The sequence below is a fragment of the Rhizobium sp. AB2/73 genome (assembly GCF_020871915.1).
In the GTDB taxonomy this organism is placed as follows: domain Bacteria; phylum Pseudomonadota; class Alphaproteobacteria; order Rhizobiales; family Rhizobiaceae; genus Rhizobium; species Rhizobium dioscoreae.
The window spans coordinates 80,965-94,939 of the sequence record NZ_CP067074.1 but is presented as its reverse complement, the minus strand read 5'-3'; the positions used below and the strand labels follow the sequence as shown (position 1 = coordinate 94,939).

The 13,975-nt window shown below is 51.2% G+C and carries 9 protein-coding genes, 3 pseudogenes and 1 other annotated feature; of the genes and pseudogenes, 9 read left to right on the top strand and 3 right to left on the bottom strand.

All coding sequences use genetic code 11. The features are described 5' to 3' along the window. Positions 1–29: 29 nt before the first annotated feature. Positions 30–793: pseudogene (locus I8E17_RS31435) on the bottom strand (IS5 family transposase). Positions 794–1,742: 949 nt separating this feature from the next. Here I8E17_RS31435 and I8E17_RS31430 point away from each other — a divergent pair. The 6 genes and pseudogenes from I8E17_RS31430 to I8E17_RS31405 all read left to right on the top strand — a co-directional run. Next, positions 1,743–2,492, top strand: coding sequence for an isopentenyl transferase family protein (locus I8E17_RS31430; RefSeq protein ID WP_209160144.1), 750 nt, complete (start codon positions 1,743–1,745; stop codon positions 2,490–2,492). Positions 2,493–2,654: 162 nt separating this feature from the next. Beyond that, the gene (locus I8E17_RS31425) at positions 2,655–4,340 is read left to right on the top strand and encodes an NAD(P)/FAD-dependent oxidoreductase (protein ID WP_209160145.1); all 1,686 of its coding nucleotides are present in this window, start codon (positions 2,655–2,657) and stop codon (positions 4,338–4,340) included. Positions 4,341–4,380: 40 nt separating this feature from the next. Then, positions 4,381–5,775, top strand: a complete 1,395-nt coding sequence (locus tag I8E17_RS31420; protein ID WP_209160146.1) for an amidase family protein — start codon at positions 4,381–4,383, stop codon at positions 5,773–5,775. A gap of 112 nt (positions 5,776–5,887) precedes the next feature. Then, positions 5,888–6,220 carry a hypothetical protein gene (locus tag I8E17_RS31415; protein ID WP_229002308.1) on the top strand — a complete coding sequence of 111 codons (333 nt, stop codon included), beginning with the start codon at positions 5,888–5,890 and terminating at the stop codon, positions 6,218–6,220. Then, the gene (locus I8E17_RS31410; RefSeq protein WP_346016512.1) at positions 6,217–6,579 is read left to right on the top strand and encodes an IS3 family transposase; all 363 of its coding nucleotides are present in this window, start codon (positions 6,217–6,219) and stop codon (positions 6,577–6,579) included. The genes I8E17_RS31415 and I8E17_RS31410 overlap by 4 nt, the downstream gene beginning before the upstream one ends. Next, positions 6,474–7,046, top strand: a pseudogene (locus tag I8E17_RS31405) (IS3 family transposase); the annotation flags it as partial. The gene I8E17_RS31410 and the pseudogene I8E17_RS31405, both read left to right, overlap by 106 nt. Before the next feature lie 630 nt (positions 7,047–7,676). On the opposite strand, the gene I8E17_RS31400 reads toward I8E17_RS31405, so the two are convergent. Beyond that, positions 7,677–8,294, bottom strand: coding sequence for a RolB family protein (locus I8E17_RS31400; RefSeq protein ID WP_209160147.1), 618 nt, complete (start codon positions 8,292–8,294; stop codon positions 7,677–7,679). Between the two features lie 614 nt (positions 8,295–8,908). On the opposite strand from I8E17_RS31400, the gene I8E17_RS31395 reads away from it, so the two are divergent. The 3 genes and pseudogenes from I8E17_RS31395 to I8E17_RS31385 all read left to right on the top strand — a co-directional run. Continuing rightward, positions 8,909–9,283, top strand: coding sequence for a hypothetical protein (locus I8E17_RS31395; RefSeq protein WP_209160148.1), 375 nt, complete (start codon positions 8,909–8,911; stop codon positions 9,281–9,283). 1,121 nt (positions 9,284–10,404) lie between these two features. Further along, positions 10,405–11,580, top strand: a complete 1,176-nt coding sequence (locus I8E17_RS31390; protein WP_219511811.1) for a glycerophosphodiester phosphodiesterase family protein — start codon at positions 10,405–10,407, stop codon at positions 11,578–11,580. A gap of 704 nt (positions 11,581–12,284) precedes the next feature. Next, positions 12,285–12,626 (top strand): annotated as a pseudogene (locus tag I8E17_RS31385) (helix-turn-helix domain-containing protein); the annotation flags it as partial. 34 nt (positions 12,627–12,660) lie between these two features. Here I8E17_RS31385 and I8E17_RS31380 read toward each other — a convergent pair. Further along, positions 12,661–13,892 (bottom strand): IS3 family transposase gene (locus I8E17_RS31380; RefSeq protein WP_229002307.1). Its coding sequence is split into 2 segments (ribosomal slippage): positions 12,661–13,598 and positions 13,598–13,892, totalling 1,233 coding nucleotides; the frame shifts between segments, so codons are not numbered across the junction. After that, positions 13,492–13,608: a sequence feature (AL1L pseudoknot), on the bottom strand. (Overlaps the previous gene by 117 nt.) Positions 13,893–13,975: the final 83 nt, after the last annotated feature.

Below are 13,975 nucleotides of genomic sequence, written 5' to 3'. Positions count from 1 at the left end.
GTCGAGAGCGCCTGGACTAGGCCGTCGACTCATAAACTCTGACACCAGATTCTTGGGGCGACGAGTTTGACAGCTGCGAGATAGTTTTCCGGGCGCTTGTCGTAGCGCGTGGCGATACCTCGAAACTGTTTGATCTTGTTGAAGAAACGCTCGACAAGGTTCCGCTGCCTGTAAACCCAGCGCGAGAACGAGAAGGAGCCCTTGCGGGTTGCCCTCGGCGGGATGTTGGCCCAGGCCTTTCGCTCGGCCGCCTTGGCGCGGATTGCGTTGGTGTCATAACCCTTATCGGCAAGCAGGATATCACCTTCGCCGAGGTCGTCTGTCAGTGCATCGGCTTCAGTGCAGTCAGCAATCTGGCCGCCGGTCAGACGGAGCGTGACTGGCCGACCTTCGGCATCGACGAGCGCGTGGATTTTGCTCGTGAGCCCGCCGCGGGAACGTCCCATGCAACCATCGTCTCGATCCCCTTTTTTCCCGTGGCCGCGTGTTGATGAACGCGAACACAGGTCGAGTCGATCATGACGATGTCGCCGTCATAAGCCTCTGAAACGGCTTTAAGAAGACGATCCCAGACACCGGCCTTACGCCAACGGACGAAGCGGTTATAGCAGGTGGTTGGCCGCCCATAACGTTCTGGAACTTCCGACCACGGCGAGCCGGTTCGGAAGCGCCAAAGGATGCCGTTCAGGACCCGTCGGTCATCGACACGAGGAACGCCGCGAGGCTTGTTCGGCAGTAGGGACGAAATGATTGACCACTCGTGGTCGGTGAGTTCGTAGCGGCGGCGTGTCATCATAGCTCCTAATTCGGAAGCCTTGAATCACGCGGAACGCAATGCGACAAGAGAATTTATGAGTTTACCGCCTAATCGGCATACGCTGAAGGTCGGCACGAAAAAGCTCTAACTCATGTAGCAGGCCCCATCGAAAGTTCGAGAGATTGCATGGAAGGCTTAGAGTCGGCTGACATCTCGATATCAATTGCTCGCCACTCTGGGAAAGCGAACGACAGCGGTTTGCACGTCCATTACCCGGGAGCTGACCGGCTTCATCTGGGCTGCTGCGAGGGAGACGCAGGCGATCAGATCGTAGATCGCCGAAGCGAGCTTTGCACCTCGCCTATGGCTGGAGGCGGGATTACGGCAGGGTAACACGCGCTAGTCGCTTCTTGGCCGGCCCTGGGCCGACGCAAGTAATAAGATCGGAATAGCCCCAGACGCATAATCGGGAATGCGGTAGCCAACCACGCCTCGGAACTCGATCACCAACGTGTTTGAGTTGCGCCTCCAAGATTTCAACTTTCGCGGCAACCGACCAGATAATCCTCAGACCGCTGCTGTTCCCCGACCCGCCGACCGCTTCTGGTTGTACGAATGAGACGATCGATCCTTGATCATCATGTCCTCATTAACCGGTCAGCGTGAGCGGTGCGCTTGGGAGTCAGGAGCTACAGCAGGCGAACCGCTGTCAAATGAGAGCTTTTGAGTTTAATCATAACAATCAATATTTTACATTAATAAGGCATAAAATTAATGTTTACAATCGTATTGCAAACGGAAGACGCCTTTTGCTATGGTTGTGTCTAGAATAAATACCATCTCCGCACTCAGATATCTTAGCCAATCTACTTCTACTGTTGTTTTTTTACAATCTGCGCGGCGTAGCCCATGGACAGTTGAAAGTATTGACCGTGAGACAGTGTCGCGTCACGTCCGCTAGTCGATAAACAAGCACGAGGTGCACATGTTGATATATCTTATTTATGGACCGACCTGCAGCGGAAAAACCGATTTGGCAATCCAGGTGGCACGAGAAACCGGCTGGCCTGTAATTGCGCTAGATCGAGTCCAGTGCTGTCCTGAAATTGCCACCGGCAGCGGGCGTCCTTTGGCGTCGGAACTGCAGTCCACTCAGCGAATCTATCTGGATTCACGCCCGCTCGCTGCAGGTGTGATCGAAGCAGAGGCGGCTCATCGTAAGCTCATCTCGGAAGTGGAGAATCGCAAGAAATCTCCTGGCCTCATCCTCGAAGGTGGTTCGATTTCCCTTCTGAACTGCATGGCCAAGGACCCCTTTTGGAACGCCGCTTTTCGATGGCATGTAAGACGACTGCGCCTTGCAACTCGGGATGTTTTCCTTCCCCATGCTAGACGTAGGGTTACGGAAATGTTTGCTGTCAAGAACGACCGCCCGTCTCTATTGGAGGAGTTGGTGGATCTCTGGAAGCAGGAGGCGCTCCGGCCAATACTGGAGGATATCGACGGGTATCGTTGTGCGATCCGGTTCGCCAGGGAACATAATATTGGGATCAGCGATTTGTTACGTCTCGATTCGACGCGGCAGCAGGCGCTGATAGCAGCGATCGCCGACGAATATTTTGATCACGCGCAGTGGCAAGAGCGCGACTTCCCTGATTGCGGGCAACACGATGGATTCCGGCTGAGCAATCCATACGCTGTATCGTCTTCGACTAACGAGATCTGCTATCGCTAAGTACAGAAGGTAGCAAGTTCTTTCCAAAAACACGTCGTTATTTGTGACACCCTGTGAGCAGCCACTTCTAAGATGTAGCCGCGACGTCCCAATTTAAGGGGCAGGCATTCCGAGGGCGGCGACACTGGCTCTCGAAAAATATGTTCATCATTGGAGAGCGATATGCTGAACAGTCCCATCCCAACAACTTCATTACCGAGTATCGATCTTCTATATGATTATGGATCGTTCTTGCGATTGAGCGATTGTGAAGGTGGTATTGGGAGCGTTGCTCAAAACAGTCTCCGTCCCCGGATTGGCATCGTGGGCGCCGGCATCAGTGGCTTGGTGGCGGCGACTGAACTTTTGCGGGCCGGAATAACGGATCTCGTGCTATTTGAGGCGCGGGATCGTATGGGTGGAAGGGCTTGGTCACAAATTTTCGACCCGCGCGAACCAAATCTCATTGCCGAGATGGGTGCTATGCGATTTCCTTCCAGCGCAACCTGCCTGTTCCATTATCTGGACAAATTCAGGATAGATACCGCAGCTTCATTCCCCGATCCGGGCATCGTGGATACTGAGGTACATTATCGAGGTGAGCGCTATTTATGGCAGGCTGGGGAATCTCCGCCGCCTCTGTTCAAGCGTGTTTATCAAGGATGGCAAGCTTTGATCAACGACGGTTATGTGCACGAAGGAATTCAACTGCCGGCACCAGCTAAGATCACAACATTGCTTCGGTCGCGTCGCTTCGACGAGGCTCGTCAGGCTTGGCAGGCTTGGCTAGATTCGTTTCGCGACCTCTCTTTCTATTCAGCCTTGGTCACCATCTTTACCGGACCGCGGCCGCCAGGGCGCGTTCCTTGGAAAAGACCGGAAGATTTTGAGCTTTTCGGATCGCTGGGGATTGGATCTGGAGGCTTCTTACCTGTGTACCAAGCCGCGTTTACCGAGATACTGCGTCTGGTGATCAACGGGTACGAGGACGATCAGCGCCTGATCATGGGAGGGATCTCCCTGTTGGTGAAACGGTTGGCTGAACAGGAGTTTCACGGTGTGAGTTTGCAGCAGCGTGTCCGCAACGGTCATGTGAGCCGTATCTACAAACAGGATGGCCAAATACTTTTGATGGGCGCTACAGGGCAGGTTGAGCCCTTTGACCGCGTCATCGTTACCACCAGCAATCGGGCTATGGAACTGGCCCATTGTCTCACGGCGGATGGAACATTTCTTAACAACGAGGTTTTGCGAGCGGTCAGACAGACTCACCTTACTGGCTCTTCCAAGCTGTTTATGCTGACAGAAAGCAAGTTCTGGTTGAAAGGGGTATTGCCTACAACCATCCTGTCCGATGGCCTTGCCAGAGGCGTTTACTGTCTAGATTATCAGCCAGATGATCCAGATGGTAAGGGCGTAGTGCTATTAAGCTATACATGGGAAGATGATGCTAACAAAATGCTTTCCATTCTGGACAAAAAAGAAAGGTGCCGGCGCCTGGTCGATGACCTGGCCACCATTTCCGCTGATTTTGCTCGCCATTTAGTTCCGGCGAACGGTGACTATGAACGCCACGTTCTGCAGCACGATTGGCTGATGGATCCCTATTCAATAGGTGCTTTCAAACTCAATTATCCTGGTGAAGACATCTATTCACAGCAGTTATTTTTCCAATTTACTACAGCAAAAAGACCGGAAGAAGACACGGGCCTGTATCTCGCAGGATGTGGATGCTCCTTTACCGGCGGCTGGGTCGAGGGCGCATTACAAACGGGCTTGAATGCCGCTTGTGCTGTTATCCGCAGCTGTGGCGGGCAGCTCTTAGAGGGGAACCCTATCGATGAGATGACTTCCGCTTATCGATATTGAGAACCGGTAGATTTATCGTCCTGTAAAAAAGGCTACTTTAATGTTCGTAAGGTCCACTCTCGAGGAGATTTGCAATCAAATACAGGCCGGGGAAATCTCGGTGTTGGAAATCAGAGAAGCGACATTGGCAGCGATGCTTCGAAACAGCCAGCTCAATTGTTTTATCCACGATAGTGGGGTTGAGCAATCGTTTGCCAAGCCTGATGCCGCCTGTGTGGACGCTCCACTTTTTGGGATACCTGTCTCTTTTAAGGATAACATCTGTGTGGAAGGGCAACCGGTGACCGTTGGGACGTCCGCAATGGCGGCCTGCATCGCTCCGCGTGATGCTAAAGTCGTCAGGAACCTGAAAGTTTTGGGAGCGGTGGTCTCCGGCAAGAACAACATGCATGAACTCAGTTTTGGTGTCACGTCGGCAAATATTCACTGGGGAACCGTCGGAAACCCGGTAGCGCCTGGCTATTGCGCTGGAGGTAGCAGTGGCGGGGGTGCCGCCGCTGTGGCTGCAGGAATTGTACTGGTTGCAGTTGGTACCGATACTGGTGGTTCGGTAAGGATACCTGCATCTTTCTGCGGCATTGCCGGTTTTAGGCCCACAAGCGGGAGATGGTCATCGTCCGGCATCATTCCGGTATCGGGAACCAAAGATTCGCCCGGTCTGCTGACGCGCAACGCGGCAGATGCCCTTTTTGTCTACAAGTTGCTCTCACCTGACGAACCGGCGACGGCTGCTGATACGTCGCCTTTGCGAATAGGCCTGCCGTCTTCGCTATGGACCGGGCTAGATGTCGACGTCAAGTCGGTTTGCCGTGCTGCAATCGATAGCTTGAAGTCTGTCGGGCATCAATGCGTGGAGGTAGACGATGCCTCGATACTTGAACTGAGTCAGACGATCACCTTTACGGTGCCGCTTTACGAATTCTTTTTGGACTTCCCAAGGGCGCTAGTCTCATTAGGTTGGGAAGACAAAATATCTGAGGTTTTCGAGAACATTCGTGACAAGAATGTTTGCAGTTTAATTCATACACACTTGGGCGGCGGGCTGATTACTCCCGCCCATTATGCCGATGCAATTTCCAATGTCGGACGATTGCGGCGGAAAATCAATGCGCTTTTTAACTTCGGCGACATCGATCTGCTAGCCTATCCTACGGTCCCCCAGGCGGTACCGCTCGTTTCTGAGGCCGCACACCCAGACATCTTTGCTAAGTGCATCAGAAATACCGACCTCGCCAGCAATGCGGCGCTTCCTTCGATTACGATCCCGGTCGCTCCGAAGGGCGCCCTCCCAGTGGGATTAAGCTTTGATGCTGCATTTGGGCACGATCGGTATCTATTGGAAGCTGCCACGCGTTTCGAGAAAGTGATAAGCTTACAAGTCGGCTCGAAGAAGCAACTATCCAGAGCCGAGCGTCTTGAGCCAAACAGCGGATGAACCGCGGCGCCGACATATGCGTGGCTGTTGCCGCTTGAATAGGCGCGAGAGAGCTGGCTCGGGAAAACTGCACAGCCAGGATAAGTGGAATTTCTGCCTGACTTCAGCTTAGATGCCGGAAACAGGAGAAATCATGACAAGACGACCGCACCGGAACCATAGCCCGGCTTTCAAGGCAAAAGTGGCGCTCGCGGCCATCAGGGGCGAGCAGACGCTTGTGGAATTGTCCCAGCAATTTGACGTGCACGCCAACCAGATCAAACAATCGAAAGACCAGCTCCTTGAGGGGGCGACAGGCGTTTTTGGTGATGAAGCGAAGGCGGAACCGGCGGGTCCAACCGTCGATGTCAAAACGCTGCACGCCAAGATCGGCGAACTCACACTGGAGAACGATTTTTTATCCGGTGCGCTCGGCAAGGCAGGATTGCTGGGCGGAAAGAAATGATCGACCGCCAGCATAAGCTATCAGTCGTGCGCCAGGCGAAGCTTCTCGGCTTCAGCCGTGGCAGTGTCTATTATCTGCCTCGTCCGGTGTCTGACGGCGATCTGGCTCTGATGCGCCGGATCGACGAGTTGCATCTTGACTACCCCTTTGCCGGAAGTCGGATGTTGCAAGGGCTCTTGAGGGGAGAAGGGTTACAAACCGGTCGACTGCACGTCGCCACGCTGATGAAGAAGATGGGCATCGAGGCGATCTACCGTCGCCCGAACACGTCGAAACCGGCACCTGGGCACAAATCTATCCCTACCTCCTGCGCAAGCTGGCGGTTACCAGGCCCAATCAGGTCTGGGCGATGGACCTGACCTATGTTCCGATGGCTCGCGGATTTGTCTATCTCTGCGCCGTTGTGGACTGGTTCAGCCGGAAGGTTCTGTCCTGGCGACTGTCGATCACGATGGAGGCAGCCTTCTGCGTCGAAGCAGTCGAGGAAGCGCTGGCCCGTTATGGCAAGCCCGACATATTCAATACCGACCAGGGCTCGCAGTTCACCTCGATGGACTTCACGGCGGTACTGAAGAAGGCTGAGATTGCCATCTCGATGGATGGCAAGGGTGCGTGGCGGGACAACGTCTTCGTCGAGCGGCTCTGGCGTTCGATCAAATACGAGGAGGTCTACCTTCACGCCTACAAGACCGTGTCCGAGGCCCGTGTCGGCATTGGCCGATATCTGACCTTTTACCATAGCCGACGCCCACATTCATCCCTTGACCGGCAGACGCCGGATCAGGCTTACTTTAACGCGCTGACACCGATGATGATGGCAGCATAATCGAGGCGGAAATCCACTTAGCGAAACGCCCGAAACTGTTCAGACAAACCGAGCCACCTCTAACTATTATATGAATGCACGAATTAACGAACATGACATAACGATAAATCCTGCCCAACAAATGTGTCTATAAAAAGATTAATGAGTGAGATACTACACTTTGCTAATCGCCAAAATTAAAACAAAGAAATAGTCGCTTAGCAAATTGCGCCAGACTCGAGGCGTCGCGCGGTCATGGGGAAATGCCCAAGGTAGATATGGCTTGTTAAAAGAGCGGTGTGGAGAGAGCCGTGATCAGCAACTCATTGCTCCACAACAAGCTCACACAGAAGCGGAACATCCGAATTTCAGAGAGCAATATCATGAAGCAGCATTCAAAATAACTTGGGAATAGATTCTTTAAAATAGTGTAGATATTGCGCACATTATAAGAGCAGAAATGACATTGATCTCAAGCACGGAGTTTAAAATTAAAATCGTATGTCTCAATATAGGATAATATTAAAAAGACAATAATACGTATGTCGAAATTTTCTCCGAAAAACCGCGATTTTATTAAAAGCGAAGCAACACAAAACATAAGACACTGCTAGGGATCTGGAAGATGAAGCATCATGTATAATTTACGATCTATGGAATAACATCACACGATCCAACAGCTATGATCGGATAATGGATCAAGTCGCCAATTTGATGCTCTCTCTGTTCCTCTTCTCCATCTTCCTCCTCCTCAACCTCTGCGTCTTCTGCGCGCTCTTCTACGTAGTTCCCGCCTCTCGCGAAGAACCCATAGTTTTCACCCTCGATCACCTCTGTCCCAAATCGCACGAACATCGAGCTTCTCATAATAGCTAGATAGAACAAGTTGGTCGATGGGCCATGATAATAATTGATTAGCCCTCCCTGATCACAGCGCTGCTGTAGCACATAATTGAGTTGTTGAGGGGTCAGCATCCAGGGCGCTATTTCAGTTGCCACCGCCCCGTGGTTAGAGGAACTAGAGGGAAGGAGACGATATAGGGCGCAATGCCGGGCGGTAGTTTCGTCAGCATACACAAAACTGAGGTATTGATCATTCATAATGTACTCATCATCGAACTCGCCAGGGTTGAGTTCGGACGGGTGGAAGTACATGGAATTACGCATCGTGTTACTGTAGTCAGTCTCCGCTTGTTCCAAGTGAATCCTGAGCTCTTGCTCGCGGAAGATAAAGGTGAAATCACGAACCGCCCATTGAGGAGCCGTCATAGTTAGAGATCGCTTATTGAGAATGATTTGTCGGAGTGACTAAGTGGGGTGGGGTTAAATGATTTATACTCGCGAGAAGCGCGATGACGCCACTCCTGAAGTCATCTTTTTGTACCAATCCTCCGCTAGTTTTGGCGATGGCACATGCATGAGTTATCTCGCCAGCTTGTGGACTAGATCTTCTCTTATGGTCAAAAGTCGAGCGCACGCGGTCGCCGGTGGGCCAATCACAGAACGCAATTTTCAAACTGCGTGCGCCGAAAGTGTCGTTTATTTAAGATAGCACGCAGCTAGTAGGCATATCAGGGCCCTCCCGGCTCGAATGTCAGTGATAGCGCCAGCACCGCCATTTGACAGAAGGCTCATTAAGCATACCACAATGTGAACAGATTGGGCCGCCCCCTAGCAAAGTCAAAAATGCGCAGCAATTAGGTTAAGCCCTAACCAATCAGCGCAAATCACGTAGTAATCAGAATTCTACAGAAAAATGACAGCCACTTTCAACAATTGCGTGCTTGAACTTGGACAATCATGCAATTCTATTGCAATATATATGTTTGTGACTGAGCAATATAAATTCAGCCTATCATCAATATTATCACCCACGAAGGCCGATGGCGAATTATATCGGAGAAGATTTGGCGACCTACGATCTCGATGGCGCAATTCAGAGCTTCATTCAGCTACATGGAGAAGCCAAAATTTTAGACACTGGCGAGACGGTGCGAACATCTGATCCCTTGATCTACATGTATGGGGACCAAAACATTATTCGCCGAACCTTTGAAGGAACTCTCTATCTCCCGGGGAAGAAGGAGGATACGTTTGTGTCGACCGATCCTAAGCAGATTAAAAACAGTTGTAGCCACACCCACTACATAGCGCTCTTTCCGAGCGAATTCTTTCTCCTAGTGGATCAACGCGGCGGCTATGCCAGATGTGCTGACACAGATGTTCTCTACCCAATTGTTGCGTACGGCACTCTTTGAAAAGGTTCCCCATGGGAGAACCCGCTTAAAAAAATTTCCTTGAATAAGCGATCGTTACGCTATAATTAAATAAAAGGAAATGGTTGTATTTTTTATTATACTTGCTGGCAATCTATATTAATGTATTATTCTGCATATGCCTGTTGAACACATCACCTGGTCTTTTGAGAATTACTAACTTAACCATCGAATGCTTTCAACAAGCCAGTCGCTTTAACTAAACTGTGTTTGTGTTTAAAATTATTCTGAAATGCGCCTACAATCTTTCTTGCACGCTTAAGATAGTTCAATCATTATGAGTTCCATTAGATGTTGAAGTCATCAGCGAGCCCACGAGGTTCTTCATTCACGCGAACGATGTGAGCGGCCTTAATCTTCTCTATCGCCTGAAGCGCTTTGTTGTTTTCGCCCAGCAGATTTTGCGTCAAAGGCTTCCAGTTCACAGCGAATTTTATCTGCACAAATATCTCTGTGACTAAGTGCAAGCCGAGGGGAATTGAACTAAGAAACCTATCTGCTGAACGTTCCTGCAAATAAACTTCGCTAGTTCACCCCTAACAATGTCTGAAATCAACGGATAAGGCACCTCTGACAATTGGCCGGCCATGTTTGAAAACTTTGTCCTTTGTTGAAAAAATCGCTATTCCTAGCAGTAATAATAAACCCAATACCGACCCGAATTCGTAAGCAGTAACGTCACAATATCAAGATGGAATAGACTCAACAGCATTGAAATTTTTACGCCAGGCTTGACTTACAAGCCGCTGCCGATGGCCCGCCTCGCCAGCTATTTTGGACTTCAGTACCGCGCCAACATAAGCGCTTACGTCAGTAACACAGGCCACTCCCTCTATAAATAATAGTTGAGGTGTAGCACTAGAAGAGTATCTATCTATATAGAGGGGCAAAATAGCAGCAGAAAAAGAGACGAAATGGAGGTATGTTTATAGTTTTGTTCATTTTGTTTTAATTTTTTTGTTTCTGGCTTAGCACTAACTTGCCTTCAGGTAATCTGTCAGAGGAAGCCGAGACGCCAGAGCAACACCAACTGGCCGATTTGGGAGCTAGCGTGGGATCTCCCTGAAGGAATAAGTGTCTCTGACGTACTGGCGCGCCACTCGGTGCCAAATCTGCTCCGGAACATCAATGAGAAACTCGATGTGCAGATTGTAGAGCACAGAGGTATGTACAATCTGGGTGGGGGAATTCAGGAATGCACAAAAGCAGCTATTTTGGCCGCGATCGGAGAGGGGGGTAGAAACCTATGTGAAATTGACGTTGCGCTTACGGCGGACGGTGTTCCAATTGTCGCTCATGAGTTTAACGTATTCCGCGTGGCTGCTTTAGATGAGGACAAGCCTGTCAAAGAATTTCTCTCCCACGAGATCGTTGGAAGACCGGTGGTAATTCGCGAGATTGAAAACGGCACGATCTCTGAGACCAATTACAGGGTTACTGACCAGACGATAAATACTCTTGAAGATATTCTCGACAGCGCACTTGAGGTGAATCCAAACGCGACCTTCTTTCTCGATGGCCGTGAGGACGAAGCTCATCTAATCGTGGCCTGGCTGAGCTACAAGCGAAAGTATTTCGGCAAGGTTGCGCTGCTGTTTTACACCTTCAAGTATTCCAATGGGGATCACTTCGTACAATTGGTAGAGAGCGCTAGTCCGAAATCTGGATGGAGACGAAATGTCTATCTCATGCCCATGATTTTTCCTAAGGAAATGGTTCGTATCGCAAAGGATTTGGGATATTTCCACCTAACTGCTGAAGAAATATATGAGGCTGCAAAATACTGGATAGATTCCGTTCTTGCCCAAGACATATCCATTTTTGCAGTCCAAACTATGTTGTCTCATGTTTCTGAGGACGAATTGGAAGACGGGGCGACAGAGGAGGAAAGAGTCGCGTTTAGATCAAGCGAGGCAAGCACGCGTTTGGCTTTCTATATAAAGTTTGATCCCAATGTAAGGGAAGCGCGGCCAAACCTTAAACTCTCAACAGGAACCCGCACCTACGACTTCAGTGCCGTAACACATGGACGGAGGTTGCAGTTCCATAACGAATTCTTCACAGGCAGAGAAGAAGCATGGGAAACTGATCGTCGCCATTATATCCGCTGTCGCCAGGGGACCCTTGGTGTACCGCTACTATATGATCTTCCGGATTTGGTGATTTCTGACCGCTCTGAGGACGACATGGCTCTGCTTGCTTGGAAGAGCGTTGGCATTGAACGTGCGGTTGACTGGCATACACCTCACCTTGATATCTACGATAGTGAAGAAGAATAAACTTTGGCCTTCTTCGCTGATGAATGTCCTACGGTTCAATAGTATTGGCCTGAGGGCCTGATTTATAATATTTACGTTTGAGTGTGCAATAAAACTGGGCATAGCCCACCCTCGCGCGATTTACCCAATTCGAATGTTGACGCCTCGTGATGTAAAATATCTTATTTCTTCGTAATGCAATATTTTATAAGTTTATTATCTTATAAAAGTAAAATCTTATTTTCATTGTAGAGTCTTCTATATTTTGATGCCTGCTAAATTTTTTATTATTCACTTAAATCAAGGTAGTTTCGGCTACATTCGACTTCATATATTTCACTAAAAATGGATCGATTTTTGTTTTATCAAACATTCTAGGGAAATGTGTCTCAACACGGATGGCACTCCGCTAAACCAATTTGAGTAAATCAAAAGTAAAATTTGCCAGACTATCGTCATGCATTCACCAAATGACGGATTCTCGTTCGTTAGGAGAAAACAATTTTAGCCCACTGTCGGCAGCCGTAGGCAACGCGACTTCGAATGCCTCAATGGTTTCCAGCCCATCTGGTCGTACCAGCCTTGCAGCAGAAGGGTAGATCGCCTTCCTCTTGCCATCCTCCGGATTGCCATTGAAACTCCTACCCCTAACGTAGCATTACAGTTGCAATTTAATTTCGAGATGAGCTTGCTGAGCGGCTGCCTGATGGGCGGATCTCGTCGTTCTGAGCGATGCGGATAGAAGTTTTCTCGAATCTCAGGTGCGCCGGCATAAAGCGCCACGCTTCTTGTCCGATCGCTGCCGAATGGTCTTGCTGTGCGCGCAGGGTCTACAAAGCAAGGACGTTGCCGAACGCCTTGGTGTTCATGAGCGCACTGTTGGCAAATGGCGCCGCCGTTTCGTACAGGATGGTATCGAAGGGCTGACGGATGAATATCGTGCCGGCCGACCGCGATCTGTCTCCGACGCTCAGGTTGCCTAGGTCGTCGAGCATACCTTGAACACTACGCCCAAGGATGCCACGCACTGGTCCATTCGTTCGATGGCGGCCGATAGCGGACTGAACCGCGCCGGGTTTAGCGGAGACCGGTTGGTTTAAGTTATGCGGCCATGGCTGGTTCGTCCAGCATGACGTAGTAGCGTTCCTCGGCCTCGGCTGGAGGCATATTTCCGATGGACTCCAGAAGACGGCGGTGGTTGAACCAATCGACCCATTCGAGCGTGGCGAACTCCACCGCTTCGAAGTTGCGCCATGGTCCCCGACGATAGATGACCTCGGCCTTGTAAAGGCCGTTGATCGTTTCGGCGAGAGCGTTGTCATAGGAATCGCCAACGCTGCCGACCGACGGCTCGATGCCTGCCTCCGCCAGCCGCTCGGAATACTTGATCGACACGTATTGCACGCCCCTGTCGGAGTGGTGGATGAGCCCGCCGCGATGGACGGGCCGCCGATCATGAAGTGCCTGGTCGAGAGCGTCGAGCACGAAGCCCGCATGTGCGGTCCGGCTTGCCCGCCAACCGACGATGCGGCGGGCGAAGGCATCGATGACGAAGGCCACGTAGACGAAGCCCTGCCAGGTCGCGACATAGGTGAAATCAGAGAGCCAGAGCATGTTTGGCGCAGGAGCCTTGAACTGGCGATTGACGCGATCGAGCGGGCATGGCGCAGCCTTGTCCGACACGGTGGTTTTGACCGGCTTGCCTCGAATGATGCCCTGAAGACCCATCGTTCTCATGAGCCGTGCGACGGTGCAGCGGGCAATATCGAATCCCTCCCGCTGTAGTTGCCGCCACACTTTCCGCACACCGTAGACCTGGAAGTTCTCATTGAACACGCGACGTATTTCGATCTTCATCGCCATGTCGCGACGGGCGCGGACCGACAATCGATCCACGTCCGCGCGCTTGGCGATGGCGTCATAATAGGTGGACGGGGCAATCGGCAGCAGCTTGCAGATCGGCTCGACCCCGAGCACCGAACGATGTTCGTCGATGAAGGAAATCATCGCTTCAGTGGGCGGTCGAGCTCCGCCTGGGCGAAATAAGCGCTGGCCTTGCGCAAAATCTCGTTGGCCTGACGAAGCTCGCGGTTCTCGCGTTCCAGAGCCTTCATCTTCTCGGCCACATCACTCGGCAACCCGGCCCGCTTGCCAGTATCGACTTCCGCCTTCTTCACCCATTCATTGAGCGTATGCGCCGAGCAGCCGATCTTGGCCGCTATCGAGGAAACCGCCGCCCAACGGGACGGATGCTCGGATTCATGTTCCGCCACCATTCGAACGGCGCGGGCGCGGACTTCAGGGGAGAATTTGTTTGTCGTCTTGCTTGTCATAGACCCTACTTCTCACGAGTTGAGGTCTCCGGCAAACCCGGCGCGGTTCAGACTGTCGCATAACACCATCCGTCGGATCACAT

Coding starts and splice junctions, on each gene's coding strand:
- I8E17_RS31430 (WP_209160144.1), top strand. CDS start 1,743: ATGTTGATATATCTTATTTATGGACCGACCTGCAGCGGAAAAACCGAT.
- I8E17_RS31425 (WP_209160145.1), top strand. CDS start 2,655: ATGCTGAACAGTCCCATCCCAACAACTTCATTACCGAGTATCGATCTT.
- I8E17_RS31420 (WP_209160146.1), top strand. CDS start 4,381: ATGTTCGTAAGGTCCACTCTCGAGGAGATTTGCAATCAAATACAGGCC.
- I8E17_RS31415 (WP_229002308.1), top strand. CDS start 5,888: ATGCCGGAAACAGGAGAAATCATGACAAGACGACCGCACCGGAACCAT.
- I8E17_RS31410 (WP_346016512.1), top strand. CDS start 6,217: ATGATCGACCGCCAGCATAAGCTATCAGTCGTGCGCCAGGCGAAGCTT.
- I8E17_RS31400 (WP_209160147.1), bottom strand. CDS start 8,294: ATGACGGCTCCTCAATGGGCGGTTCGTGATTTCACCTTTATCTTCCGC.
- I8E17_RS31395 (WP_209160148.1), top strand. CDS start 8,909: ATGGCGAATTATATCGGAGAAGATTTGGCGACCTACGATCTCGATGGC.